The 24080-nt window shown below is 62.1% G+C and carries 24 protein-coding genes and 1 pseudogene; 5 read left to right on the top strand and 20 right to left on the bottom strand.

Annotated elements, in window-relative coordinates:
• Positions 1-11: 11 nt before the first annotated feature.
• The 12 genes and pseudogenes from nusB to GL4_RS09505 all read right to left on the bottom strand — a co-directional run bounded on the left by nusB (position 12) and on the right by GL4_RS09505 (position 10600).
• Positions 12-509: a transcription antitermination factor NusB gene (gene nusB, locus GL4_RS09560; RefSeq protein WP_045366956.1), complete on the bottom strand. Its 498-nt coding sequence runs from the start codon at positions 507-509 to the stop codon at positions 12-14.
• 94 nt (positions 510-603) lie between these two features.
• Positions 604-984, bottom strand: a pseudogene (gene ribH, locus GL4_RS17220) (6,7-dimethyl-8-ribityllumazine synthase); the annotation flags it as partial.
• A gap of 5 nt (positions 985-989) precedes the next feature.
• Entirely contained in the window at positions 990-2111 is a 1122-nt protein-coding gene (gene ribB / locus GL4_RS09550) for a 3,4-dihydroxy-2-butanone-4-phosphate synthase (RefSeq protein WP_425283171.1), read from the bottom strand.
• Positions 2108-2713, bottom strand: a complete 606-nt coding sequence (locus tag GL4_RS09545) for a riboflavin synthase (protein ID WP_045366952.1) — start codon at positions 2711-2713, stop codon at positions 2108-2110. The genes ribB and GL4_RS09545 overlap by 4 nt, the downstream gene beginning before the upstream one ends.
• Positions 2686-3819, bottom strand: a complete 1134-nt coding sequence (gene ribD, locus GL4_RS09540; RefSeq protein WP_045366950.1) for a bifunctional diaminohydroxyphosphoribosylaminopyrimidine deaminase/5-amino-6-(5-phosphoribosylamino)uracil reductase RibD — start codon at positions 3817-3819, stop codon at positions 2686-2688. Before ribD ends, GL4_RS09545 begins: the two co-directional genes overlap by 28 nt.
• A gap of 15 nt (positions 3820-3834) precedes the next feature.
• Positions 3835-4338 carry a transcriptional regulator NrdR gene (gene nrdR / locus GL4_RS09535; protein WP_045366948.1) on the bottom strand — a complete coding sequence of 168 codons (504 nt, stop codon included), beginning with the start codon at positions 4336-4338 and terminating at the stop codon, positions 3835-3837.
• Between the two features lie 43 nt (positions 4339-4381).
• The gene (gene glyA, locus GL4_RS09530) at positions 4382-5662 is read right to left on the bottom strand and encodes a serine hydroxymethyltransferase (protein ID WP_045366946.1); all 1281 of its coding nucleotides are present in this window, start codon (positions 5660-5662) and stop codon (positions 4382-4384) included.
• Positions 5663-6023: 361 nt separating this feature from the next.
• A complete protein-coding gene (locus tag GL4_RS09525; RefSeq protein WP_045366944.1) occupies positions 6024-6542 on the bottom strand; it encodes a rhodanese family protein in 519 nt (172 codons plus the stop codon).
• A 29-nt stretch (positions 6543-6571) separates the two neighbouring features.
• Positions 6572-6889: an ArsR/SmtB family transcription factor gene (locus GL4_RS09520; RefSeq protein WP_045366942.1), complete on the bottom strand. Its 318-nt coding sequence runs from the start codon at positions 6887-6889 to the stop codon at positions 6572-6574.
• 250 nt (positions 6890-7139) lie between these two features.
• Positions 7140-8516: a L,D-transpeptidase family protein gene (locus GL4_RS09515; RefSeq protein ID WP_052464331.1), complete on the bottom strand. Its 1377-nt coding sequence runs from the start codon at positions 8514-8516 to the stop codon at positions 7140-7142.
• Between the two features lie 344 nt (positions 8517-8860).
• Positions 8861-9370 (bottom strand): transcriptional regulator LdtR, encoded by a 510-nt coding sequence (ldtR, locus tag GL4_RS09510; protein WP_045369885.1) that lies wholly within the window; start codon positions 9368-9370, stop codon positions 8861-8863.
• 153 nt (positions 9371-9523) lie between these two features.
• On the bottom strand, positions 9524-10600 hold the full coding sequence (locus GL4_RS09505) for an enoyl-CoA hydratase/isomerase family protein (RefSeq protein ID WP_045366940.1): 1077 nt from the start codon (positions 10598-10600) through the stop codon (positions 9524-9526).
• A gap of 119 nt (positions 10601-10719) precedes the next feature.
• On the opposite strand from GL4_RS09505, the gene GL4_RS18025 reads away from it, so the two are divergent.
• Complete coding sequence (locus GL4_RS18025) at positions 10720-12102, top strand: extensin-like domain-containing protein (RefSeq protein WP_244462599.1); 1383 nt, start codon at positions 10720-10722, stop codon at positions 12100-12102.
• 199 nt (positions 12103-12301) lie between these two features.
• A complete protein-coding gene (gene hemB, locus GL4_RS09495; protein ID WP_045366936.1) occupies positions 12302-13318 on the top strand; it encodes a porphobilinogen synthase in 1017 nt (338 codons plus the stop codon).
• Positions 13319-13333: 15 nt separating this feature from the next.
• Here hemB and GL4_RS09490 read toward each other — a convergent pair whose 3' ends face one another.
• Positions 13334-13972, bottom strand: coding sequence for a 3-keto-alpha-glucoside-1,2-lyase-like domain-containing protein (locus GL4_RS09490; protein ID WP_045366934.1), 639 nt, complete (start codon positions 13970-13972; stop codon positions 13334-13336).
• Positions 13973-14140: 168 nt separating this feature from the next.
• Here GL4_RS09490 and GL4_RS09485 point away from each other — a divergent pair, with 168 nt between their 5' ends.
• Both GL4_RS09485 and GL4_RS09480 read left to right on the top strand, forming a co-directional pair.
• Complete coding sequence (locus tag GL4_RS09485; RefSeq protein ID WP_052464329.1) at positions 14141-14644, top strand: RDD family protein; 504 nt, start codon at positions 14141-14143, stop codon at positions 14642-14644.
• Positions 14645-14756: 112 nt separating this feature from the next.
• Complete coding sequence (locus GL4_RS09480; protein WP_045366932.1) at positions 14757-15512, top strand: arginyltransferase; 756 nt, start codon at positions 14757-14759, stop codon at positions 15510-15512.
• Here GL4_RS09480 and parC read toward each other — a convergent pair.
• Positions 15509-17761: a DNA topoisomerase IV subunit A gene (gene parC / locus GL4_RS09475; protein WP_045366930.1), complete on the bottom strand. Its 2253-nt coding sequence runs from the start codon at positions 17759-17761 to the stop codon at positions 15509-15511. The genes GL4_RS09480 and parC overlap by 4 nt on opposite strands.
• Before the next feature lie 252 nt (positions 17762-18013).
• Here parC and GL4_RS09470 point away from each other — a divergent pair, with 252 nt between their 5' ends.
• Positions 18014-19543, top strand: coding sequence for an RNA-directed DNA polymerase (locus GL4_RS09470; protein WP_172653329.1), 1530 nt, complete (start codon positions 18014-18016; stop codon positions 19541-19543).
• Positions 19544-19566: 23 nt separating this feature from the next.
• Here GL4_RS09470 and recO read toward each other — a convergent pair whose 3' ends face one another.
• The 6 genes from recO to GL4_RS09440 form a co-directional block, all read right to left on the bottom strand.
• Positions 19567-20298, bottom strand: a complete 732-nt coding sequence (gene recO, locus GL4_RS09465; RefSeq protein WP_045366927.1) for a DNA repair protein RecO — start codon at positions 20296-20298, stop codon at positions 19567-19569.
• A gap of 61 nt (positions 20299-20359) precedes the next feature.
• Entirely contained in the window at positions 20360-21274 is a 915-nt protein-coding gene (era, locus tag GL4_RS09460) for a GTPase Era (RefSeq protein ID WP_045366926.1), read from the bottom strand.
• A complete protein-coding gene (rnc, locus tag GL4_RS09455) occupies positions 21267-21980 on the bottom strand; it encodes a ribonuclease III (RefSeq protein ID WP_045366925.1) in 714 nt (237 codons plus the stop codon). Before rnc ends, era begins: the two co-directional genes overlap by 8 nt.
• A 4-nt stretch (positions 21981-21984) precedes the next feature.
• On the bottom strand, positions 21985-22740 hold the full coding sequence (gene lepB, locus GL4_RS09450) for a signal peptidase I (RefSeq protein WP_045366924.1): 756 nt from the start codon (positions 22738-22740) through the stop codon (positions 21985-21987).
• A 123-nt stretch (positions 22741-22863) separates the two neighbouring features.
• Complete coding sequence (gene acpS / locus GL4_RS09445) at positions 22864-23268, bottom strand: holo-ACP synthase (protein WP_045366923.1); 405 nt, start codon at positions 23266-23268, stop codon at positions 22864-22866.
• Positions 23265-24050, bottom strand: a complete 786-nt coding sequence (locus tag GL4_RS09440; protein ID WP_045369882.1) for a pyridoxine 5'-phosphate synthase — start codon at positions 24048-24050, stop codon at positions 23265-23267. The genes acpS and GL4_RS09440 overlap by 4 nt, the downstream gene beginning before the upstream one ends.
• Between the last annotated feature and the right edge of the window lie 30 nt (positions 24051-24080).

Genomic DNA, 24080 nt, shown 5'->3' with positions numbered 1-24080 from the left:
CTTTCCCGAGGTCAGCCCTCACCCAATGCGGCGCGGGCGAACTCCTCCGACCTTACCTTCCGGGCCAGCCGATCCAAGACCCCATTGACCACTTTGGGCTCCTCGCCTTCGAAAAAGGCATGGGCGATGTCGACATACTCGTTGATCACCACCCGGGCAGGAACGTCGTCGCGGATATAGAGTTCGAACGCGGCCGAACGAAGCAGGGCCCGTAGAATGGAATCGACGCGATTAAGGCGCCAGCCTTCAGCCAGTTGCTGATCGAGCATGGGATCGAGTTGGCGTTGTTCCCGAACGACGCCGTCCACGAGATCGTGGAAGAACTCGGCCTCGGCCTCGTGATAGTGCTCCCCCTCGACGACCTGGCCGAGCCGGTGTGTCTGGAACTCCGCAATCACATCGTTGAGGTCGATGCCAGTCATGTCCATCTGGTACAGGGCCTGGACAGCCGCAAGGCGCGCCGCGCTCCGGGAACTGGCGCGGTCCGTGGTCTTGTTCTTGCGAGTCATGATCGTTAGCGCCGGCTCGCGGAAGAGAACTGCTCTTCAAGGCACACAGGGTCAAACAGGCGCGGGCCGCGTCGCCGCCCTTGTTACGCCCGTCGACGCTGGCGCGCTCCCAGGCCTGCTCCATGTTCTCGCAGGTGATGATCCCGGAGCCGATGGGGACGCCATGCTGGAGAGCAAGCTGGCTCAAGCCAGAGGCGGACTCGCGCGCGACGATATCGAAATGGCTGGTCTGTCCACGAATGACGCAGCCAAGGGCGATACAGGCCCGATGACGGCCGGCGCGGCCGACAAACCCATTGCCGAGCGCAAGACTCAGCGCCAGGGGAATCTCCAGCGCGCCGGGCACAGAAATCTCCTCGAATTCCACGTCATTGCCGCGCAGTTCCTCGGTGGCGCCGCGTGAGAGCTCGTCCGCGATATCCTCATAGAAGCGCGCCGAGATGATGAGAACGGAATTGGGGCCTTTGCGGCTCATACATCTTACTCCAGGCCGCGATGACCAACGACCGTCAATCCATAGCCTTCAAGCCCGACGATCTTTCGTGCGGGCGAGTTCGATAGCAGAACCATTTCGCGGACGCCAAGGTCCAAAAGGATCTGCGCGCCGATTCCGTAGTCCATCAGCCGCGGCTGAGTGTCGCCGTTGGCTCCCTTCTTGAGGCTGGCCGAGATGGCGTCGGGCCGGGACTCCCGGATCAGGACGACAACGCCCCGACCTTCCCTCTCGATGATGTCCATGGCCTTGCGGACGCAATTGTCACAACCGGGCGTGAGCATGTCTTCAAGCGTGTTGACAGCGTGCACGCGAACGAGAACCGGGCCACCAGCGCTGATGTCGCCTTTGACGAGCGCGACATGCTCGACCGGATCGACCGTCGTAGAATAGACTTTGGCTTGAAACGGCTCGCCATGCGGCCCCGCGATCGTGGTGTCGGCTACGGCTTCGACCAGGTGATCGTAGCGCAGGCGATAGGCGATCAGGTCAGCAATGGTCGCGATCTTCAGATTGTGGTGCTCGGCAAAAGTCACAAGGTCCGGCAAGCGGGCCATGGTGCCGTCGTCGTTCATGATCTCGCAGATCACGCCCGCCGGGTAGAGTCCCGCAAGGCGCGAGATGTCGACGGCCGCTTCCGTGTGTCCGGCGCGCACCAGCACGCCGCCCTCTTTCGCGAGGAGCGGAAACACGTGACCGGGCGTGACGATGTCGCGATGATCCTTGGTCGGATCGATTGCGACGGCGATTGTGCGGGCACGGTCATGGGCGGAGATGCCCGTCGAGACGCCTTCGCGTGCTTCGATGGAAACCGTGAACGCGGTCGAATGGCGCGATCGGTTCGATTGGGACATGAGCTCGAGGTGGAGCTGTTTGGCGCGTTCGGCAGAAATGGACAGGCAGATAAGCCCGCGTCCGTGTTTGGCCATGAAATTGATGGCGTCGGGCGTGGCCATCTGAGCCGGGATGACGAGATCGCCCTCGTTCTCGCGGTCCTCCGCATCGACAAGAATGAACATCTTGCCGTTGCGGGCATCCTCGATCACTTCCTCGATGGGCGACAGAAGCCGTTTGAGTTCTGTGGTTTCCGCCGCAGTCAGAGCCGTCACGAATGCAATCCTTCCGCTTGCGCCAGCCGCGCCACGTAGCGTGCCAGCAAATCGACTTCCAGGTTTACCAGATCGCCGGGGCGCCGGTCTCCCCAACTCGTGTGTTCGAGCGTGAAGGGGATGATGTTTACGTCGAAACGCGCCCCCTCGACTTCGTTGACCGTCAGCGACACTCCGTTGAGGGCAACCGATCCCTTGGAAGCAACGTATTTGGCGAACTCGGCCGGCACTTCGAGCAGGAAGCGCGTGCTGTCGCCGTCGGGAAAGCGTGAAACGATCTTCGCGACGCCGTCCACATGTCCCGTAACGATATGACCCCCCAGCTCTTCGCCGAGCGCCAAGGCGCGCTCGAGGTTGATGCGTCGCCCCGTCTCCCACGTGTTCATGGTCGTATGGCTGAGGCTCTCGTTCGAGACGTCCACCTTTACGATCGTTCCCTCGCCTTTGACCTTCTCGATTTCGGTAAGAGTCAGGCAGCAGCCGTCAAAGGCGATGGAGGCCCCCAGTTCGAGGCTCTTGCTCTTGTAGGGTGTCTTGATCTCGAAGGTGCCGCCCTTGCGTCCCACAAGCGTGCCTAGGCCGCTGACAATTCCAGTGAACATGATCTTATCCTGCGCCAGCGCGTCATTCGATCGGGACCGAACCTGCGCGTGGCTATGAACGTGAAATGCCCGCTTTCGGCAAGGCGATCAAGACCTTCGCCCCCAAATGGCATCAAGCCGCCCTCCCCGACGGGATTGGGACTTTGATAGATCACTGCCTCGTCGACAAGGTCGGCCCCGACGAATGCTTCGGCAATCGACGGCCCGCCTTCGATAAGGACGCGCGTGATCCCGCGATGCGCGAGAGTCTCCAGCGCATCCTGCGGATCGATCATGCCGAGATCGTCGACCGGAACGGACACGATCTCCGCGCCGTGGTCATGCAGCAGGTCCGCATTGGGCTGAGGCTCGCCCGCCGCGCAGAGCAGCCAGACCGGCACCATCACATCCTCGAAAAGGGTCGCGGTCGGCGGGGTGCGCAGCCACCGGTCCATCACGACGCGGACAGGCGAACGGCACGACATACCCGGCAGCCGGCAGGTCAGGGACGGATTGTCGGCCGCGATGGTGCCCCGCCCCACCAGAATGGCATCGTTCATCGCACGGAGCAGATGGCCGTGGGCGCGGGCCAAAGGCCCGGTGGTCCAAACGGGCTCGCCATCCCCTTGAGGAATGCGTCCGTCGGACCCGACAGCGAGTTTCAGCGTCACCGCCGGGCGGCCTTCAGTGACCCGCATCAGATGCCCAAGGGTCACAGACGCCGCCTGAGCGGCTTCTACTCCTTCGGTGACTTCGATACCCGCGGCCCTGAGCCGTTCAACGCCCGATCCTGCCGTCCGGGGGTCGGGATCCCGAATGCCGACGACGACGCGCGAGACCTTTGCTGCAATGATAACACTGGAGCACGGGGCGCCACGCCCGCCTTCGTGATTGCAGGGCTCGAGCGTCACGTAGAGTGTGCTGCCCTCGGCACGTTGACCGGCCCGCTCCAGAGCGATCGCCTCGGCATGCGGCCGGCCCCCCGGCGCCGTCCATCCCCGCCCGACGATTTCACCGTCCGGCGCGACGACGACCGCGCCCACGGCAGGGTTGGGCCAAGCGAGTCCCAAGCCGCGCCTTGCGATCCGGACAGCCTGGGACATGAAATGCGCATCGCGCGAAGTCATGACAGCACGCCTTGCTCAGTCGTCGAGAGCATTCGAATTGCCGGCATCGTCCTCGCCGTCTTCCACTTCGGTTCCGGCCAGTTCGCCGAGCAGCGCCTCGAAATCCTTGGCTTCGCGGAAGTTCTTGTAGACCGAGGCGAAGCGGACATAGGCGACGTCGTCGAGCCCCTTCAGCGCTTCCATCACGAGATGACCGATGGTCTCCGAATGGATGTCGCTCTCGCCCATATTCTCGAGTCGGCGGACGATGCCGCTGACCATACGCTCCGTACGTTCCGGGTCGACCGGCCGCTTGCGCAACGCGATTTGGACGGAGCGCATCAGCTTGTCGCGATCGAAGGGAATGCGGCGACCGCTGCGCTTGATCACCGTCAGCTCACGGAGCTGTACACGCTCGAAGGTGGTAAAGCGGCCGCCGCAGTCCGCGCAGACGCGGCGGCGCCTTATCGTCGTGTTGTCCTCGCTGGGCCGCGAGTCCTTAACCTGCGTGTTGGTGCTGCCGCAATAAGGGCACCGCATGGGCGACAGCCCTCCTCTTCGTCAACACCAAGCCCGACTGCGCTTAGACCTTGTAGATCGGGAAGCGGCCGCAAAGCTCGATGGCTTGCTTCTTCACCTTCTCCTCGACGGCGCCGTTGCCTTCCTCGCCATTGGCGACGAGACCATCTAGCACTTCGAGGATCATGCCGCCGATCTCCTTGAACTCCGGCACGCCGAATCCGCGCGTCGTGCCCGCGGGCGACCCGAGGCGGATGCCCGACGTGACCATGGGCTTTTCGGGATCGAACGGCACGCCGTTCTTGTTGCAGGTGATGAAGGCGCGGCCGAGCGCCTCTTCCGCCGCCTTGCCCGTCAGCTTCTTGGGACGCATGTCGACCAGAATGAGATGGGTGTCAGTGCCACCGGAAACGAGCGCGAGACCGCCGTCCACCAGCGTCTCACCAAGCGCTTTGCAGTTGTCCACGACCTGCTGAGCGTAGGCCTTGAACGAAGGCTGCAGCGCCTCGCCGAAGGCCACCGCCTTGCCCGCGATCACATGCATCAGCGGGCCGCCCTGGAGACCGGGGAAGACGGCGGAATTGATCTTTTTACCGATATCGGTGTTGTTCGACACCACAAGCCCGGAACGCGGCCCACGCAGGGTCTTGTGCGTCGTGGTGGTACAAACGTCGGCATAGGGCAGCGGGCTCGGGTGCAGTCCCGCGGCGACCAGACCGGCGAAGTGGGCCATGTCGACATGCAGATAAGCGCCCACCGCGTCGGCGATCTCGCGGAATCGCTTGAAATCGATCTGACGGGGATAGGCGGAGCCGCCGGCGATGATCAGCTTGGGCTTGTGCTCCTTGGCCAGGCGCTCGACCTCGTCATAGTCGATGAGATTGGTGTCCTTGGTCACGCCGTACTGGACGGCGTTGAACCACTTACCCGATTCATTCGGCGGCGCGCCGTGGGTCAAGTGGCCGCCGGCGGCCAAGCTCATGCCCATGATGGTGTCGCCCGGCTTGATCAGCGCGAGCATGACGGACTGGTTGGCCTGCGAGCCCGAATGGGGCTGGACGTTGGCGAACTCGCAATCGAACAGCTGCTTCGCCCGGTCGATGGCCAGCGTTTCGACTTCGTCCACATACTGACAACCGCCGTAGTAGCGGCGGCCCGGATAGCCTTCCGCGTATTTGTTGGTCAGGAGCGTTCCGACGGCGTCCAGCACGGCCTGCGAGACGATGTTCTCCGACGCGATCAGCTCAATCTCGTCTTGCTGGCGTTGTCCCTCGCGCTCGATCGCGCCCCAAACTGCCGGGTCGGTATCCTTTGCACGCTTGCTGAAAAAATCACTGGCCGTCATCTCAAACTGCTCCTTGAGCTCAAACTTGTTTTGGGCCTGCGAAATACCGCTGCTGAAACGAGCTCAGGTGGCGGGTTCAGGCTGATTTGGCTGGCTCTACCACATGTCGCGCGGCGACGCTAGCAACACCCAAACGGTAGAACGTGGCTGCGCGAAATAATGGGCGAGCAATAAAAAACAAGCGTTTCCCAGCCAACAAGCAAGTGAAATTCGGGCCCTGGTTCAGCCTGTCGCACGACGCGCGTCGGCGCCGGCTCCGCTAACGCGGACCCGCAGGGAGATCTAGCGGTGGAGAAGATGGCCCGCAGTGCGCCCGCTCCATCCAATTGGGATGCGGGCGCCAAGCCGAAGGACGTGTCCGTCAGGCGCTGGCCGCACCGCGGTTCCAGGGCATGAACGCCAGCACTTTCGCCATGCCGCAGATTCCGGTGATACCGGCAAAGACGAGGCCTGCGCCAACAAAGCCCGCGAAGGCAAAGAAGACAGGCGAAACGAACAGCCCGAGAAGGACGAAGGAGAGAACCAGGCTACCCGCGCCGATCATCACTTGCCGTTGCATCGGAAGGGGTTGGCTCTTGTCGGTATGCACCGGCAGTCCGGCCTTGCGCCAGGCCTCCAGTCCTCCTTCGAGGATGTACGCCTCACATGGCGCCGCCGCCCGGAGACGCGCAGCATTCTGCGCCGTACGGGCGCCGGAGTGACAATGATAGATGATGGGCGCCGATGCCTCCGACAGCTGGGTAAGGTTTGCGAGGGGGTCGTGCTTCGAACCCGGAATGAGTTCGCGGGCGCGTTCGTCGGCATTGCGAATGTCGACCAGCGTGCCGCCCTGGTCGATCAGGCGCTTGGCGTCTTTTGGGCTAATAGTGGGAAGGCTCATCTCTAGGTGCTCCTGATCCAAAATTGGAGTTAGTCGTTGGGGCAATAGAGCTTCTGGAGGTACCCGAGCAGGAGCTCGGTGCGCGGCTCGGCAATCCGGTACCAAACCGTCTGCCCGTCCCGGCGGAAATCGACGAGCGCCTCGTCCCGCATCTTGGCGAGATGCTGAGACGTTGCCGATTGGGACAGGCCTGCAGCCTCCGACAGCGTGCTGACGCTGGCCTCACCCCATTCCGCCAACTTGCACAAGATCATCAAGCGGCGCTCGTTCGCGAGCGTGCGCAAGATGCCCGCCACAAGGGCGGCATTGGCTTCGAATGTGGCTAAATCCTTTGGGGCGCGTGTCATGGTGCTCTATTGGCCGTTCATTAGCTATAGCTAATTTAGGCCTCACTAATATAATAGTCAAGCAGTTGTATTGGCGCCCATTCGAAGGCCCCTTCTGCTTCACTGGCGGGAGGTTTCGGGCGCGCGCCGCCATCCCTGCGTAGGCAGCCCCGAATGACAGCCCCAAATGAAAAGGCCGCTCCGGCTTCAAACCGGAACGGCCCACATTGAGCGTTTTTGTCAGCGCATCGCGCGCTGCCGTGCTGAGCGCCTAGTAGTTCGAGGCGTAGGTTCCGCGCGTATCGAGATTGTAGATGTCCGGGCGGAAGTGCACCAAACCGTCGGGCGTGCCCCACGCGCTGATATAGGTGAAGTAAACACCGATCGTTTGCGTGGCGGGAACGTTCTCCTGCTGCGACGTATGCCGCAGCGACTGGATGCGCGACAGGTTCCAAGACGGGTTGTTGTCAAGAACCCAAGCTGCCAGCCGGTCGACATTATGCGTCCGGACGCAGCCGTGGCTCTCGAAGCGTACGGCTTTGCCGAACAGGCTCTTCAGCGGCGTGTCGTGAATGTACACCGCGTCCTTGTTCGGGAAATCGATTTTGATGTAGCCGAGCGAGTTCTCTTCCCACGGCCGCTGGCGATAGCGGTAGGTGTAGACCTCGTTGCCATACCAATCGATCGTGCGGGGATCCACGATCTGACCGTTTCGATCGAGCGCTTCCATATGGTACGCGGCCAGCATGTCTTCTCCGCGGCTGGCGAACTGACGTCCCTTCGGGATCAGGTCGGCTTTGACGATGCTCGTCGGGACGTTCCAATAGGGGTTGAACTTCACCTGCGAGACCTTGCTCGACAGGGTCGGTGTCGGGTGCTCGACCTTGCCCACGACCGCCGTATTCCGCAGCTCGACGCGTCCGCCGCGCACGGCTTCCACCTGCGCCGCCGGGACATTCACCTGGATGTAGCGGTTCGTCGTCTTGCCAGCGAGGCTCTGGAGACGCTTCAGGCTCGCCTGAAGCTGCGCCAGCCGCGTGCTCGCCGGAACATTCAGTGCCGCGACCGTCGCTTTCGAGTCCACGACGCCAGTGGCCGGAAGACCGTGGGTGTATTGGAAGCGCTTCACGGCCGCGACCGTGGCATTGTCGTAGCGGCCCGGTTCGAACGCGGTCGTCAGGTCGCCGCTGATTTGAAGCCGGCGTTGCAGTGTCTGGATATTGGTGCCACGCCGTCCGGGTTTCATGGCGACCGGCTGAACCATCGGCCAGCCGCCCTGGGCGACGATCGCCTCGTACTGCTGAATGGCCGTCTTGGTTGCCGCGACGTTTCCGCGTGCGAGGGTCGGCGTACCGAGCCCCGGATTGAGAATCATCGCGACTTCGGGATCGCCGGTCGGCAATTCGGAGCGCGTGATCTCCCCTTGCGGCTGCGTGTTGCGCGAGCCGCCGTTGAAGAGGCCGCCAAAAAGACCGCCACTGCCGCTAGTGGTCCCTTGGGTGACGGGACTTGCCTGGTCGTCGCGGGATTTGAACATGTTGAACGGACCGGCGCTCAGCGGCTGCGCGCTGACGCAAAGCAGCGTCACCGCGAGCCCGCCGATCGTCAGGCGTGACCCGTACTTAAAAAAAACCTTCAATTTGGGCATGCGCCGCTCCCGTCAGCTGCGGCAACTCCATTCGCTTCAGTATAGCTGAATGCTGCCGTAGCTCTACCCGTTTCGGGCGCCATTGAATCCGGCGGAAGCCTTACAAACCATTAACCAGCGCAAGGTGAGCCCTGCTCCGGTCCGCCCGATCAATCTGCAGCCCATGGACTAGATTGGTCCCTCGATGCCGCGCGAAGGCGCGGCACCCGTGTCATTCGGGCAATGTGACGGAAAAATTAGGCGAATTTACGTGCCGTGCCTTAAAGGCACGTGCCGACGGCAAGCGGCACTGCCGGGAGCCCTACTGCTCCCGGCCGGCCACAGCCTTCAGTTGTGGGCTTTGTTTAGAGCTGATAGCGGATCTGGTCCGACCAGAAACGCTGCAGGCGGAACATCGACTTGTTCAGCCTCTCGAGATCGTCATGGGCGACGCCGCCGACCTGCTCCAGCGAGCCGAGCTGACGCTCGAACAAGCGGTTGACCACGTCGGACACTTCTCGCCCTTTTTCTGTCAGGCTCACGCGCACCGAACGTCGATCGGTGGTCGAACGCTGATGATTCACGAAGCCCGCCTGAACAAGCTTCTTGAGATTGTAAGAAACATTGGACCCAAGGTAATAGCCGCGGCCCGTCAATTCTCCGGCGGTGACTTCATCATCGCCGATATTGTAAAGCAGCAATGCCTGGATACTATTGACATCAGTGCGGCCAAGACGCTCGAACTCATCCTTGATGACGTCCAAAAGCAACCGGTGTAGTTGCTCGATCAATTTCAACGAGCCGATATAAGAAGACTTGAGGTCTTTTTCCTCGACAGGACTCTCTTCAGCCCCAATTTTCAGAGCTACATTCATCGCCAACCCCATTTAGTTGTTGTTTATCCCCAACTTGGCGATGAGTATAAAATCCTCCCGACTAAGATGCGCTTAATTGGAACGCTTAAGAGTCGATAAAATTCTAAGCTTAATTCTTGTTGATGTTTGCACGACCCCGTTCGATTCCAACAATTATTGGAAAATCTGCTTGGGCTCGTTAAGTTCGAGTTCACCATCCACTGGCGTTTCGAATAGGCTTTCGATGCGGGAGTCGTCGACGCCGGCCACCGTTTCCGGCGTCCATTTCGGGGCTCGGCCCTTGCCGGCGATCTTGGCGTCGATGCCCTCCTTGAAGTCAGGCATCGTGACAAGGTGGGAGGCGAGACGGAATTCCAATTTGAGGGCCTCTATCAGGCTCAGCGACTTTCCGCGCAGCATCTGCTGAAGCGCAATCTTGAGTGAGGTGGGCGACTTCTGGCGCAGCGTCGCCGCCGTCTCCTTGGCCCACGTCTCATAGGGTCCTTCAGGCTCAGCATCGAGCCGCTCAAGAATCTCCTCGACCGTCTCAGCGGAGAAAATGCGGTTGATCGCGGGTGTGAGCCGGACGAGGTCGCCTTCGCCAGGGTCCTGGTGCAAACCGTCGAGCAGGCGATCAATCGGATGGTTGTCGGCCAGCGCTCTCTTGATCACATCGAAATAGGCCGATGGGATATAGTGACTTACGAGGCGTAGTCGATGTGCATCCGCAGGCCCGATCTCAGCTCCGGTGAGAGCCAAATACGTACCGACCCAACCGTCCAGGCGTGGGAGGAAGTAGGTTCCCCCGATGTCGGGCAGAAAGCCGATCCCGACTTGCGGCATCGCGAAGCGGTAGCCCTCGCCGGCGATGCAATGTGTCCCAAGCAAGGAAATTCCGATGCCGCCGCCGAAGGCGAGACCGTTGATCAGCGGGACGTTGGGCCGGATGAATTTCTCAAGGACCCAGACATGGGTATAAGCAGAACGGTAGAATTCGCGTATCTCGTCGACGGCCCCGTCATGGTTCAGTTGGTTCAGGACTTTCAGATCGCCGCCGCTGCAGAAGACTTTGGGATGGGTCGACTCCATCACCACGCCGTAAATCTGCGCAGCAGGTTCCCAGCGCCGGTAGTTGGCGCTCAAGGCTTCGAACATTTCGCGCGTGAGCGCGTTAAGCCTTGTGGGCCGGTCGAGCGTGACGACGCCGGCGCGGTCGTGCTCCTCGAATGTGATCCCAAGCGGTTCGGACAAACGCGTAAGCCCTCAACAATGACTGCGAAAGATGCGGGGTTGGATAGTCCGGCGCAGCTACCATTCCAAGGCCCAAACCACAAGCCGTCCGCATGCGGCAACTTCGGACGGGGGCCGCTATGACTGCACGGAGGGACCGGGGGTGGCGGCTTGCGCGTCGCCGCGGAACGATGCTGTGGGCGCCGACCCTGGCAGGCCTGTATGTTGCCGCCGCGATCGCCGAGCCGGTCCTCGCGCGCCCGCTCAACCCCTTCCAGACCCTTGGCGTGACGGTTCCGGATCTGCGTCCCAAACGCCGCGCCGCGCCACAGAGGCCCGCCCCGGCGCAACCCGGACTGCCCTTGCGGAAACCGGAACCTTCGGTTCCTTCGGCTGAAGCCGACGCCGCGCCCGGCGCGGCCGAAGAAACTGCCACCGAGGCGGCTGACGTCCCTGCCGCTCCCACAGAGGTTCCCGCCCCGTCAGCGGCAGCCGCCACCGCGGAGACAGAGGTGCCTGCGGCGGACGTTGCCGAGGACGCAAAGAGCGCAGAGGAAAGCGCTGAAGCTTCCGCAGAACCTCTGGCAGCACCCGAGGACTCTGAGGAGGCTTCAGCGTCTGACGATGCAATCGAACCGGCCCCGCAGCCGCCCCGCAATCCAGTGCGGACCGGTGAGGATCCGGACGCCGCTGTCGACCCCAAAGTCGCGGCGGCGCTCGAGCAATGCGTGAAACTCCTGGACGGGCTCGACTTGGAATACGAGCATCTGGATACGATCCGAAGAGGCGCATGCGGGTCATTGGCGCCGATCAAACTGAAATCGATCGGATCGCATCCGAAGATCACCGTGTCTCCCCCGGCCACCGTCAACTGCTCCGTCGCCGCCACCTTGCACAAATGGTTCGAGACCTCCGTGCAGCCCACGGCCGAGGCGCTCGGAACCAGCGTCGTGAAGATCAAGAACGCGGCGTCGTACATGTGCCGGAACCAGTATGGACGGTCCGACACCAAGCTCAGCGAACATGCCAAAGCCAATGCGCTGGACATCAAGGCCTTCGTGATGGCGTCGGGTCAGACGATCCCGGTGCTCGGGAATTGGCCCTACGGCTACCGGCCTACCCGCCCGCAACTGGCGGAAGCCCCTTGGCCGAACCCGCTGCGCAATCACTCCACCTTGCCGCCGCGAAGCCGCACCCCTGGCCTCAGCGTCCTGAACCAGGACCTCGACTATAAGTCGTTCACCATGGAGGCGGACGAGTTCGGGGAAATGGAGACGCACCCGTTCTTCAAGCCGGTGTTCGCGGCTCCCAATGAACTGCCCGCTTTGGAGAACGAAGAGCCGGAGGGACCGGTGCCGGAAGGCAATCTCAGCCGCGACGAGGCGAAGAGCTTCTTGCACACGATCCACGGGGATGCCTGCAAGGTCTTTTGGACGGTGCTGGGTCCGGAAGCGAACGCCGCGCACCGCGACCACTTCCATCTCGATATGCGCAAGCGGCGCTATGTGAGAATTTGCGATTAGGCCCTGGACTTAGCCTGAAGAGCGGAGAAAACCATGTCGGCTCCGGGCCCTGGCGGGACACCTCCATTGGGTGATAGTCTCGCGCCCCTTCAACACCTCTTCGGGCCCAGCCCGGCAATCGAGGGATGTGTATCGCGTGGCACCACGATCTGACGACAAGACAGTTTCGCTCCGTACCGAACGGGCCAAGCGCGGCACCGTGGATGCGCCCAAGGAACTGCGGCCGGGCTATCCCGCGTCCCGCCTGCGGCGCAACCGGCGCGCGGACTGGTCCCGGCGTCTTGTCCGGGAAATGCAGCTGACTGCCGACGATCTGATCTGGCCGATCTTCGTGATCGACGGCGACAGATCCCGCGAGGAAGTCGATGCGATGCCGGGCGTCGCCCGTCTGTCGATCGATCTGGCCGTGCGTGCTGCCGAGGACGCCGCGGAGATCGGCCTGCCCGCGATCGCGCTGTTCCCCAATACGGACCCCTCCTTGCGGGACGAAGCGGGCAGCCAGGCTTTCAATCCGGGCAATCTAGTGTGCCGTGCGGTGCGCGCCATCAAGCAGGCCGTGCCGGACCTCGGCATTGTCTGCGACGTCGCTCTCGACCCCTATACGAGCCACGGTCATGACGGGCTTATGGACGACGAGGGCCGGATCGACAACGACCGGTCCGTGGAAGCGCTCGTCACCCAAGCGCTGGTGCAGGCGGAAGCCGGCTGCGATGTGCTCGCGCCGTCCGACATGATGGACGGCAGGGTCGGCGCCATCCGCGCTGCCCTCGAGGCCAACGGTTTCACCGACACGCAGATCATGAGCTATGCGGCGAAATACGCCTCGGCCTTCTATGGCCCGTTCCGGGATGCGGTCGGGTCCGGCGCGCAGCTGCGCGGGGACAAGAAGACCTACCAGATGGATCCCGCCAACGGTGCCGAGGCGCTGCGCGAAGTCGCGTTCGACGTGTCTGAAGGCGCGGACATGGTCATGGTCAAGCCCGGCCTGCCCTATCTCGACGTCGTCTGGCGCGTGAAGGAAGCGTTTGGCCTGCCGACCTTCGCCTATCAGACCTCCGGAGAATATGCGGCGCTGGTTGCAGCCGCCGAGCGCGGCTGGCTGGACCGGGAACGGGTCGTGCTGGAGACGCTGCTCGCGTTCAAGCGGGCGGGCGCCGACGGCGTGTTCAGCTATTTCGCGCCCGAAGTTGCGCGGCTGCTGAAAAGCCAATTCTGACGGCGTAACGCGCCTCTAGTCCGTGACCTTCATATTGGTGAAGAGTACGGTCGCCTCGTTCGACTTGTCGAAATTGTCGCCCGACACGCCGAAGCGCCAACTTCCCTTCGGGGCCTGTCCCCTGAGCTCGCGGACCTTCGTGCCGTTGATGTAGAAGGCAAGCTGGTTCCCTTTGGCATCCACACGCAGCGTGTTCGCCGCGCCGGGTGCCGTCTTGATGGCGGGACTGTCGATATTGGCAGCGATCGTGCCGACCCAGGCGCCGTCTTGTTTGCGCGCGATCCAATAGCGGCCGTTACTGAGAATGCCGAACTGATAATACGTCCGGTTGTTCTCGCCCCAGAACAAGAGCCCTGCCCCCAGGATGCGGCCGTTGTTCTCACCGTTTCCGACGCCATGCGGCCATACCGCTTCGACGCAGACATCGGCGTCCTCCACTGAGAACATGACGTTGAGATTGGACTGCATGTCGTCGGCCGGCAGCGTGAATGTCAGCGCGCCATCGCCGATCGCGACCGTCTTCTTTTGCGACCAGCCGCCCCCGTTGTCCTGGAACGTGTCCTCGAAAATGACGTCGCTGCCTTCGCATGCCAGGCCTTGACCGGCGCTTGCGAGGAGGCCCACGACCGCGACTGCAAAAACCGTTCTCCGCATGCGTGCCTCCCTCCAATCTTCGGGAATCAGAGACGAATCCGTGTTGCGGTGAGCCTAGGACGTCGCCTGACGGACGGCAACCGACGCCCCCGCGGACAGGCGCTCACGTTGCGGAAACCGCGTGCACCTCCCATATGAGAAATGCTCATGCATCAATTTGGAGACCCAATGTCGGACCCCATGACTCCCACCACCGCGACCGTCCCAGGACAAATGCATGTCTACAACCCGGTGACGGAACCGCAGCTCTTCAGCGCCGTCATCCGCAAGCGCTGTGTCGCATTTCTAATCGACGCCGTCATGATCGCCATCCTGACCGTGATCGCATTCGTGGTCGTGGCGGTGCTCGGCGTTCTGACCTTGGGGCTTGGCTGGCTCCTGTTCGGTCTCATCTTTCCGTTCGTCGGCCTCGCCTACAACGCCTTCACGATCGGCGGGCCGAAGTCGTCCACGCCCGGACAGCGCATGATGGGGCTGGCCGTGCCGATGTGGTACGGCGGCAAGGTGACGCCGCTGATCGCCGCGTTCCACGCGCTCCTGTTCTGGTTCTCGCTGACGCTGTTCTTCCCGATCCTGCTGTGGTGCTTCTTCGATTCCCGGAAGCGCTGCCTGCACGACATCCTAGCGGGGGTCGTGGTGATCAACCGGCCGGGGTCGGCGGAGACCGTCTGACCCGGGTTATCCAAGCTCTGTGCGGCGCGGGCGCGGCGCCGATTGCGCCCGCCGCCAATCCTCGCTTAAGCTGTCGGAGGATTGACGTGGATTCGCTTCCGGTCCGGTACCCGTGACAGAACACAAGAACAATTTTCCGGAGTTCTACATCACCGCCCCCCAGCCCTGCCCGTACCTGGCCGGCCGGATGGAGCGGAAGCTCTTTACGCACCTGACCCGCGACAAGCCCGGCTTCCTGATCGACAATCTGCTCAAGGGCGGTTTCCGGCGCAGCCAGAACATCGCCTACATGCCCTATTGCGACTCCTGCTCGGCCTGCGTTCCCGTGCGTCTGCTGGTGAACGAATTCGAGCCGAAGCGGTCGCTGAAACGGATCGCGCGCGCCAACAGCGATCTCGTGGTCACACGCCAGGCCGCGACCCCCAGCTCCGAGCAATACGCCCTCTTCCGCGATTACATCGAGGCGCGGCACGGAGACGGCGGCATGGCCGAAATGAGCGTTCTCGACTTCTCGCTCATGGTCGAGGACAGCGTGGTCGAGACGTTCATCACCGAGTACCGGCAGAAGCCGGACCCGGTCACCGGCGAGACACCGCTGGTCGCGGCGGCGCTGTGCGACCGGCTGAGCGACGGGATCTCCATGGTCTACAGCTTCTTCGACCCGGCTTTCGCCCAGCGCAGCCTCGGCACGTATATGATCCTCGAACATGTCGAGTACGCCCGCTCCGTCGGCTATCCGTATGTCTATCTGGGCTACTGGATCGAGGGCTCGCGGAAGATGCGCTACAAGGAGCGCTTCCAGCCCCAGGAACGGCTGACGTCCCGAGGCTGGGTACGGGGCTCCAGCCCCAGCGCCCCCAAGCGCTAGAACTTCTCGCCGAATTTGCCTGACTTTGGAAAGCCGCGTGGCGGCAGCCGGCCGGCCGCAGCGCGCGCGCCCCACCAGTCGCGCAGGTCCGCCGACGACAGGGTGAAGCTGCGGTTCGCCGCGTCGATATAGACCAGCCCTTCCTTCTTGGAGAAGGTCTTCGCGTCCGCGAGCCCGCCGTCGCGATAGCGTTGCAGGCGCACGCCCTTGCCGCGCGGCATCTCGGGCAATTCCGAAAGGGGAAACAGCAGCAGCTTTCTGTTGTCGCCGATCACGGCGACGCTGTCGCCGGACACGGGCGCCAAGACCGCGGCCTCGTCGTCGCCCTTCACGTTCAGCACCTGCTTGCCCTTGCGGGTCATGGCGATCACGTCGTTTTCGGCGACGATGAAACCGTAGCCGGCGGTCGAGGCGACCATCAGCTTCCGGCCGGGCTCGTGGACGATCAGCTCGACGCAGTCGCCCGCGTCCTCGATGTCGATCATCAGGCGGAACGGTTCGCCGTGACCGCGGCCGCCCGGCAGCTTGTCGACCGCCAGCGAATAGAAGCGGCCGTTCGTGGCGAACAACAGGAGCGTGTCCGTGGTCTGTGCGAGAAGAAGCCGCCTCAACCTGTCGCCGTCCTTGAACGACAGTTTCGAGGTGTCGGTGTTGTGCCCCTTGATCGTCCGTATCCATCCTTTATCGGACAGGACGACGGTGACGGGTTCCTTCTCGATCATCGCTTCCGCAAGAACGTCGGCCACGTCGTCGGGCGCCTCGTCGAACGTGGTGCGGCGGCGGCCAAGCTCGGTCTTCGGGCCGAACGCGTCCTTGATCTCCTTGATCTCGTCGGCGATGCGCTTCCACTGCTTGTCTTCGGACTTGAGGAGCGCCTTCAGCTCTTTGCGTTCCTTGGTGAGATCGTCGTGCTCGCGGCGGATCTCCATCTCCTCCAGCTTCCGCAAGGCGCGGAGCCGCATGTTGAGGATGGCCTCGGCCTGAACGTCGGTGAGCTTGAACTCCTTCATCAGGACGGGCTTCGGCTCGTCCTCCTCCCGCACGATCTGGATGACCCGGTCGAGGTTCAGATAGACGATCAGATAGCCTTCCAGCACCTCCAGCCGGTGGTCGATTTTCGACAGGCGGAAATTGGAACGGCGGACCAGCACTTCCTGCCGGTGCTCAAGCCATTCGAGTAGGACTTGGCGCAGGCCCAGCACGTTGGGGATTTTGCCTCCGCTCAGGACGTTCATGTTGAGCGAGATGCGCGTCTCGAGCTCGGTCAGCCTGAACAGCGACTCCATAAGCAACGCGGGATCGACACTCCGGCTCTTCGGCTCCAGCACCAACCGCACATCCTCGGCCGACTCGTCGCGCACGTCCGCAAGCAGCGGCAGTTTCTTCGCCTGCAGCAGTTCGGCGATGCGGGCAACGAGGCGCGCCTTGGGCACCTGATAGGGAATTTCGGTGACGACAACCTGATAGGTGCCGCGCCCGGCGTCTTCCTTCTCCCAGCGCGCGCGCAAGCGGAATGAGCCCCGCCCCGTCTTGTAGGCGTCGACGATCTGCTCGCGCGGCTCGACGATGATGCCGCCGGTGGGCAGATCCGGCCCCGGCACGAAGGACACGAGCTTGTCGGCCGTGGCGTTCGGGAATTTGATGAGATGAAGCGCGGCGTCGCAGAGCTCGCCCACGTTATGGGGCGGGATGTTCGTCGCCATGCCGACGGCGATACCGGAGGCGCCGTTGGCGAGCAGGTTTGGGAAGTTCGCCGGGAGCACGGAAGGCTCCATCTCGCGCCCGTCGTAATTGGGGCGGAAGTCGACCGTGTCCTCGTCGATGCCTTCCAGGAGCCGCGCGGCGATATCCGTCAGCCGCGCTTCGGTGTAGCGGTCGGCGGCGGGGTTGTCCCCGTCGATATTGCCGAAGTTCCCCTGCCCGTCGATGAGCGGATAGCGCACGGCAAAATCCTGCGCCAGCCGCGCCAGCGCATCGTAGATCGCCTGATTGCCGTGGGGATGGAAGTTGCCCATCGTGTCGCCGACGATCTTCGCGCATTTGCGGAATTCGCCCTGCGGCTGCAGCCGCAACTGCTGCATGGCGTAGAGTAGCCGCCGGTGCACGGGCTTCAGCCCGTCGCGCACGTCCGGTAGCGCCCGGTGGGTGATCGTGGACAGGGCGTAGGCGAGATAGCGCTCTTCCAGCGCCTCTTTCAGATTGATCGGCTCAATAGGCCCCTGCTCGGGGGGCGTCGCGCGTTTTCCCATACCGTTTGGCTAACCCATCGCGTGAGTCGCCTCAAGGACTGCTCTCACGTCGAGCAGGTAGTCTAAATCTATCTTGGGTTGTGGTGAACTCTGCGGTAAATGTTGGGGATGGCTGCGCGGTCGTCGAACCTTAGGGACTTCATGTACGCATTAATGCGTACCGCGTACCTTCCAGCCGAATTACCTCCAATTATCACAACAAAATCGTTCTCTCAGTTCTGCAGAGATGATTACGCTACTCTAAAAGCACAGATGGGCGCGCTCACTCGTCAGAGCACTCAATATGTCAATTTTTCTATTCCTCGCACCAATGGCAACCGACGCTTGCTAGCTCTCGTTCATCCAAAGGCGCAAATAGCTACTTGTCTGGCACTTTGTAACAATAGGTCCGAAATAAAACGTTTGCTCTGTGACAACGGGGTGTCGCTATACGATACGTCCGAGGACATAAAAAGAGATAAAGCATTCAAAGGACTTGATTTCAAAGAAGCTAGGACACGAAAAGCTAAACTGTCATCTGACTACAAATATGTCGTGCAAGCCGACGTTTCTCGATTTTTCTACACAATATACACCCATTCTCTGCCATGGGCGGTTCTCGGAAAGTCCAAAGCGAAGCAATTGCTCGCCGAGAGGCGGCTGCACCGCCACTGGTCCAGTCAGCTCGACTTCGCAATGCAGGCTGGCCAATCCAGGGAGACTTTTGGCATCCCCGTCGGGCCAGACACTTCTCGGGTACTCGCCGAGATTCTATTGGCGGGCGTAGAGCACGAGCCGGAGCTGCAGCCCTATCTGATTGGTGACCGATCGTTTCGGCTTATGGATGATTTCTTCATTGGTGCGAACGATGAGGCTGAAGGCATGTCCATTCTTGGCGCACTACGCCGAGCACTGGACAACTACAATCTACATCTCAACGAAGAAAAAAGTGGGGTCGTTCGTTCTTACAAGCTCTTCACGGAGAGATGGAAGCTCGATTTCGAGACTCTGACTGTTTCAGACATCAATCCAGCTGACCAAGGTCGTGATATCGAGCGGCTAATCGAATTTAGTCTGCACTGTTGTGATGAGAGTGCGTCAGCATTGCCGGCAACGTGGGCCTGTCGGCGATTGCTGTCTCTGAAAAACATCGAAGAGAATTTCTCAACGATCTTAGTTGCTCTTCTGAGACTTGCCCGCGATTTCCCATTCTGCACGTCCCATGTAGCCGAATTCCTAATCAACAATCAGAAGCGTTGCCGATCTCCGGAATTCTCAGGCCGTATCAAGCGCTGGGTGACAACTATGCTCGACACGCACTTAAAGCATCGCGACGACTTCGAAGTCGCGTGGTGTCTGGTTGTCTGCGGCGTATTGAAATTACAACTCGATGATAAGGATCTCGCGGCGGCGGATGCACGTCCAAACTCAATCATTTTCTCGATAATGGGTCTTTTGATCCAAAAAGGCCTTCTAAAGACAAATCTTGCAAAGTGGGGGTGGCGAGCCGAAGCAAAACAGAACGGGGTCAATAGCAACAATTGGCTGTTCGTCTACGAGGCTGTTCAGCGCAAATGGACCACAGACCGCGAGCTGGTCGCGGCAGTAAAAAATGATGATGTCTTAGGAAAAATGTTCTCGAAGGACGTCAGTTTTTTGGATGACGAATTGCTCGATGTCTCGAGTATCAGCGTTGTTCGGAGACGATTCCAAAAGAAAGCCTCAGGCGAAAAGAAATCTAGGGAGCGTTCTAAATCTAGCGCTGACCTCGAGCCAAGCGATGAAATGCTGGATTACTTCTAACATATGTCCCCCAGTGAGTCGCCTCAAGCAGCGTGAGGCTCCCGCCGCAGGAGATCGAGCAGGCGCATCCGCGCATCGGGGAATTTGAGGCCGTGAGGCGCCAGCGCGTCCCGCTCCAGAAAGAACCCGGTAAGCGCAAAGCCCGCGACCACGTCCGTAGGGGCGAGCGAAGCGGAACTGTCGATCAGAAATTGCGGCAGCGGCAGCATCTTGTCCGCGTAAGGCGCTCCGGCTTCCCGGCTGACCGCCCGCCCCGATTTCGGCGAGACATAGACAAGCTCCTCCGTGCTCCCCGTCGCGGCACAGGACGTGAGATCGAGCCCAAAGCCGATTTCCTGGAGCAATTGCATCTCCCAGTACACGAGCAGCGCCGGCCAGATGTCCGGCTCGGCGAAGGACCGCAGGACGTGGAGCGTGGTGGCGTAGAGTTCGGGATGGGGGTCGCGTTCCGGCAGCAGCTTGACGAACTCCCCGAGCATGCCGATCGCCGCAAGCGCCCGCGGGTCGTCAAGCGCGCGGGCCCCGTGCGCCTCCATCAGTTCGACATTGTAGCCGCCGAGATGTTCGGCCAGCCGCGCGCGCCAGGTCACGCGGACGAGGTTCCCGGGCTGGAGCGTGGGGCGCACGCGGCGGGACCGGCCCCCGCGCACAAGGCCCAAGTGACGGCCGTGCTCGAGCGTCAGGACCTCGGCAATGAGGTTCGCTTCGCCGAGCGGCTTGCCGCTCAAGAAGATGCCTTCGTCGCTCCAGTCCATTCCGCAGCTTGGCCTAAGTGTCGTGGCTTTGCCTAGTCCGCCGAGAGCAGCGTGAACCGGCTTATTTCTTAGGGTAGTCGAGGCCCATCTCGCGAAAGCGTTCGGGGTCTTCGCCCCAACGTTCGCGCACCTTCACGAACAGGAACAGATGCACGGGGACGCCGGCGATCTCGGAAATTTCCTCACGCGAGGCCTGGCCGATCTCCTTGATCATCTGTCCCTTGGCGCCGAGCACGATGCGGCGCTGGCTCTCGCGCTCGACGAAGATGGTCTGCTCGATGCGCACGCTCTGGTCCTTGAGCACTTTCCAGTCGGTCGTCTCGACCGTCAGTGCATACGGCAGTTCTTCATGGAGGCGAAGGAACAGCTTCTCGCGTGTGATCTCGGCGGCGGTCTGCCGGAGCGAGGCGTCGGAGAGCTGGTCTTCAGGGAACAGCCATGGTCCTTCGGGCACCGCGTTCGCGACATAGGCCCGGAGATCGTCGACGCCGTCGCCCGTCAGAGCCGACACCATGAAAACCTCCGCAAAGGCCTTGAGACCTAGAATGTCGGATGTGAGCTTCAACAGGTCCGGCTTCTTTACGAGATCGATCTTGTTGAGCACGGCGATCACGGGGCGGTTCAGCTCGGGCAGCTGCTCGATAATGGGTTCCAGCTTCTCGTCCAGTCCGCGCGCCGCATCGACGACGAGAGCGACGATGTCCGCATCTCCTGCCCGTTCCCAGGCCGCCTGCGCCATGGCGCGGTCCAACCGGCGCTTGGGCTGAAAGATGCCGGGCGTATCGACCAGGATAACCTGCGCGTCGCCTGCGAGCACGATGCCGCGCACGGGGCCGCGCGTGGTCTGCGCCTTGTGTGTGACGATCGAGACCTTGGCGCCGACCAGCGCGTTGGTCAGCGTGGACTTGCCGCTGTTGGGCGCGCCGATGAGCGCGACGAAGCCACACCGCGTCGAGACGTCGGAAGTGTCAGTCATTGGCGGAAGCCTGCCAGACGCCTTCCCGCAGAAGCATCGCCAGCGCCGCGGCCTGCTCGGCCGCGCGCTTGTTCGAGCCCTCGCCGCGCTCGGGCGCCACGCCTTCCACATGCACTTCCGCCGTGAAGAGCGGCGCATGGTCGGGGCCTTCGCGCGATATTTCGATATAGTTGGGGAGCGGCAACTGACGTCCTTGCGCCCATTCCTGCAAGACCGACTTGGCGTCCGGCGCGGCCTCCTTCAACTCGGCAAGATGCGGCGCCCAGGTGCGCCAGACAAGCTCGCGCGCCGCGTCGTAGCCAGCATCGGAGAACACCGCGCCCAGCACCGCCTCGCACGCATTGGCGAGAATCGTCTTCTTGCGCCGTCCGCCGGAACCGGCTTCCCCGCCGCTCATCAAGATGAAGTCGCCCAAGTGCCAGCTTTGGCCGGCTTCCGCGCAAGTCTCAGTCCGGACGAGATGGTTGAACCATCGCGCCAGTTCGCCTTCGCTGGCTTCGGGATAGCGTTCCGACAGCAACTGCGCGATCGACAGGCCCAGCACGCGGTCGCCGAGAAACTCTAGGCGCTCGTTGTCTTCGTTCGGCTTGGAGCCGGGGCGCGCACTTGCATGCGTCAGCGCCAAGGTCAGCAGCGAGGGCTTGTTGAATTTGTGTCCGATGCGCTCGGCAAGGACACCGACATCAGAGATGCGCCGTTTGGCCACGAGCCTAGTTCACCGTCTTGAATATGCGGTCCCACCGGACATCCGTCGGCCAACGCCAGACCTGCCAGAAGCTGGCATCTTCGTCGATGGAGAAGAAGATGACCTGCGCTTTGCCAACGAGATTCTCAAAGGGCACGAAACCGACCTCGGACAGAAAGCGGCTGTCGGTGGAGTTATCGCGGTTGTCGCCCATCATGAAGAAATGGCCTTCGGGCACCTCGTAGACATCGGTGTTGTCGCCGACCCCCTCGTTGACGAGGTCGAGCACCGGATAGGTGACCCCGTTCGGAAGAGTCTCCATGTAACGGGTGAAATGACGCTCTCGCCCGCCGACGGCTTCGGTGACGAAGTCGCCCACCTTCTTCTTGTCCACGGCTTCGCCGTTGATGTGAAGTACACCGTGGATCATTTGGATCTCGTCTCCGGGCAAGCCGATGACGCGCTTGATGTAGTCGGTTTCGTTGTCGCGGGGCAGCTTGAACACCACCACATCGCCGCGCTTCGGCTCCGCCGCCCAGACGCGACCCGAGAACAGGTTCAGACCGAAGGGAAAGGAATAGCGGCTGTAGCCGTAGGTGTATTTCGAGACGAACAGGTAGTCGCCGATGAGCAGCGTCGGAATCATCGAACCCGACGGGATGTTGAATGGCTGGAACAGAAACACGCGCACAATCAGCGCCAGGATCAGCGCGTGAATGACGACGCGAACCGTCTCCCAGTTACTTCCCTTTGAAGCCGTCTTTTCCGCGTCCACGCTCATGCGGCGCTCTCCTTAAGGGTGCGCGTCCGCGCAGCGGACGACCCTTTCAGCAAGTGTTGTCGGAGCCCCTATAGCCCCTCCCCAGGTCCTGAGCAAACCAAGGACGCGGTTACTGGCGCAATTTTATGGCGACCGCCGAATCGCCGAAATGATGACAATCGCCTGGGCCGTGGGGAAATCGTCAGTAATGGTGAGGTCGATCTGGGCGTCGTGGCCGTCCGGGAGAAGCTCGTATAAGACGCGCGCGGCACCCCCCGTGAGCGCCATGGTCGGACGCCCCGACGGCAAATTGACCACGCCGAGATCATGCCAGAAGACCCCGCGGCTGAATCCGGTGCCGAGCGCCTTGGCGCAGGCCTCCTTGGCTGCGAAGCGCTTCGCATAGGATGCGGCGCGCAGCTTTCGCCGGTCGGACTTCAGCCGCTCGGTCTCGGTGAAGACGCGCATGAGAAAGCGTTCCCCATAGCGCTCGATGGTCTTCTCGATGCGCCTGATGTCGATGATGTCATTGCCGAGGCCGATGATCATGACGCCACACGCCCCCCCTCGCCGAGACGCAAGGAGTCACGTCCACGGTCCATCGCCGCTCGAATCCGCCGGATGGATTCGCCGAGGCCGACAAAGACCGCTTCGCCAACCAGGAAGTGGCCGATATTGAGTTCGACGATTTGCGGAATCGTCGAGATCTTCTCCGCGGTGACATAATTGAGACCGTGGCCGGCATGGACCTCGAGGCCGAGGCTATGCGCATAGGCGGCGCCGTCGACGATAGCCTGCCATTCCGCCTCGGCGTCCGCTTTACGGCCTTCGGCGATCGCGTCGCACCAGCCGCCCGTGTGAATCTCGATCGCCGGCACGTCCAGCCGGGCGGCCGCCTCGATCTGTGCGCGCTCCGCCCCGATGAAGAGCGACACCTGGATTCCGGCGTCCGCCAATGAGGCGACAACAGGCGCCAAGGCGTTGTGCTGTGCGACGACGTCGAGACCGCCTTCGGTCGTCCTTTCCTGCCGCCGCTCGGGCACAAGACAGGTCCAGGGCGGCTTCGCCGCGAGCGCGATGCCGGTCATCTCGTCGGTCGCGGCCATCTCCATGTTGAGCGGGCAGTCGACCTCGGCGAGTAACCGGGCGATGTCCTCGTCGCGGATGTGCCGGCGGTCCTCGCGCAAATGAGCGGTAATGTTGTCGGCGCCGGCATCCGCGGCAAGCTGTGCCGCCCGAATGGGATCGGGCAGCACGCCGCCGCGCGCGTTTCGCAGCGTCGCGACATGGTCGATATTGATCCCCAGCCGGATCTTGGGCGCGCGTGTCACCTGTTCCACCTTGCCTCTCCTTCCAGCGCG

The sequence above is a fragment of the Methyloceanibacter caenitepidi genome (assembly GCF_000828475.1).
In the GTDB taxonomy this organism is placed as follows: Bacteria; Pseudomonadota; Alphaproteobacteria; order Rhizobiales; family Methyloligellaceae; genus Methyloceanibacter; species Methyloceanibacter caenitepidi.
Note: the sequence above shows the minus strand (reverse complement) of the source record. Positions and strands in the feature narration are given on the sequence as shown.

Coding starts and splice junctions, on each gene's coding strand:
- nusB (WP_045366956.1), bottom strand. CDS start 509: ATGACTCGCAAGAACAAGACCACGGACCGCGCCAGTTCCCGGAGCGCG.
- GL4_RS09545 (WP_045366952.1), bottom strand. CDS start 2,713: ATGTTCACTGGAATTGTCAGCGGCCTAGGCACGCTTGTGGGACGCAAG.
- ribD (WP_045366950.1), bottom strand. CDS start 3,819: ATGACTTCGCGCGATGCGCATTTCATGTCCCAGGCTGTCCGGATCGCA.
- nrdR (WP_045366948.1), bottom strand. CDS start 4,338: ATGCGGTGCCCTTATTGCGGCAGCACCAACACGCAGGTTAAGGACTCG.
- glyA (WP_045366946.1), bottom strand. CDS start 5,662: ATGACGGCCAGTGATTTTTTCAGCAAGCGTGCAAAGGATACCGACCCG.
- GL4_RS09525 (WP_045366944.1), bottom strand. CDS start 6,542: ATGAGCCTTCCCACTATTAGCCCAAAAGACGCCAAGCGCCTGATCGAC.
- GL4_RS09520 (WP_045366942.1), bottom strand. CDS start 6,889: ATGACACGCGCCCCAAAGGATTTAGCCACATTCGAAGCCAATGCCGCC.
- GL4_RS09515 (WP_052464331.1), bottom strand. CDS start 8,516: ATGCCCAAATTGAAGGTTTTTTTTAAGTACGGGTCACGCCTGACGATC.
- ldtR (WP_045369885.1), bottom strand. CDS start 9,370: ATGAATGTAGCTCTGAAAATTGGGGCTGAAGAGAGTCCTGTCGAGGAA.
- GL4_RS18025 (WP_244462599.1), top strand. CDS start 10,720: ATGACTGCACGGAGGGACCGGGGGTGGCGGCTTGCGCGTCGCCGCGGA.
- GL4_RS09490 (WP_045366934.1), bottom strand. CDS start 13,972: ATGCGGAGAACGGTTTTTGCAGTCGCGGTCGTGGGCCTCCTCGCAAGC.
- GL4_RS09485 (WP_052464329.1), top strand. CDS start 14,141: ATGTCGGACCCCATGACTCCCACCACCGCGACCGTCCCAGGACAAATG.
- parC (WP_045366930.1), bottom strand. CDS start 17,761: ATGGGAAAACGCGCGACGCCCCCCGAGCAGGGGCCTATTGAGCCGATC.
- GL4_RS09470 (WP_172653329.1), top strand. CDS start 18,014: ATGGGCGCGCTCACTCGTCAGAGCACTCAATATGTCAATTTTTCTATT.
- recO (WP_045366927.1), bottom strand. CDS start 20,298: ATGGACTGGAGCGACGAAGGCATCTTCTTGAGCGGCAAGCCGCTCGGC.
- era (WP_045366926.1), bottom strand. CDS start 21,274: ATGACTGACACTTCCGACGTCTCGACGCGGTGTGGCTTCGTCGCGCTC.
- lepB (WP_045366924.1), bottom strand. CDS start 22,740: ATGAGCGTGGACGCGGAAAAGACGGCTTCAAAGGGAAGTAACTGGGAG.
- acpS (WP_045366923.1), bottom strand. CDS start 23,268: ATGATCATCGGCCTCGGCAATGACATCATCGACATCAGGCGCATCGAG.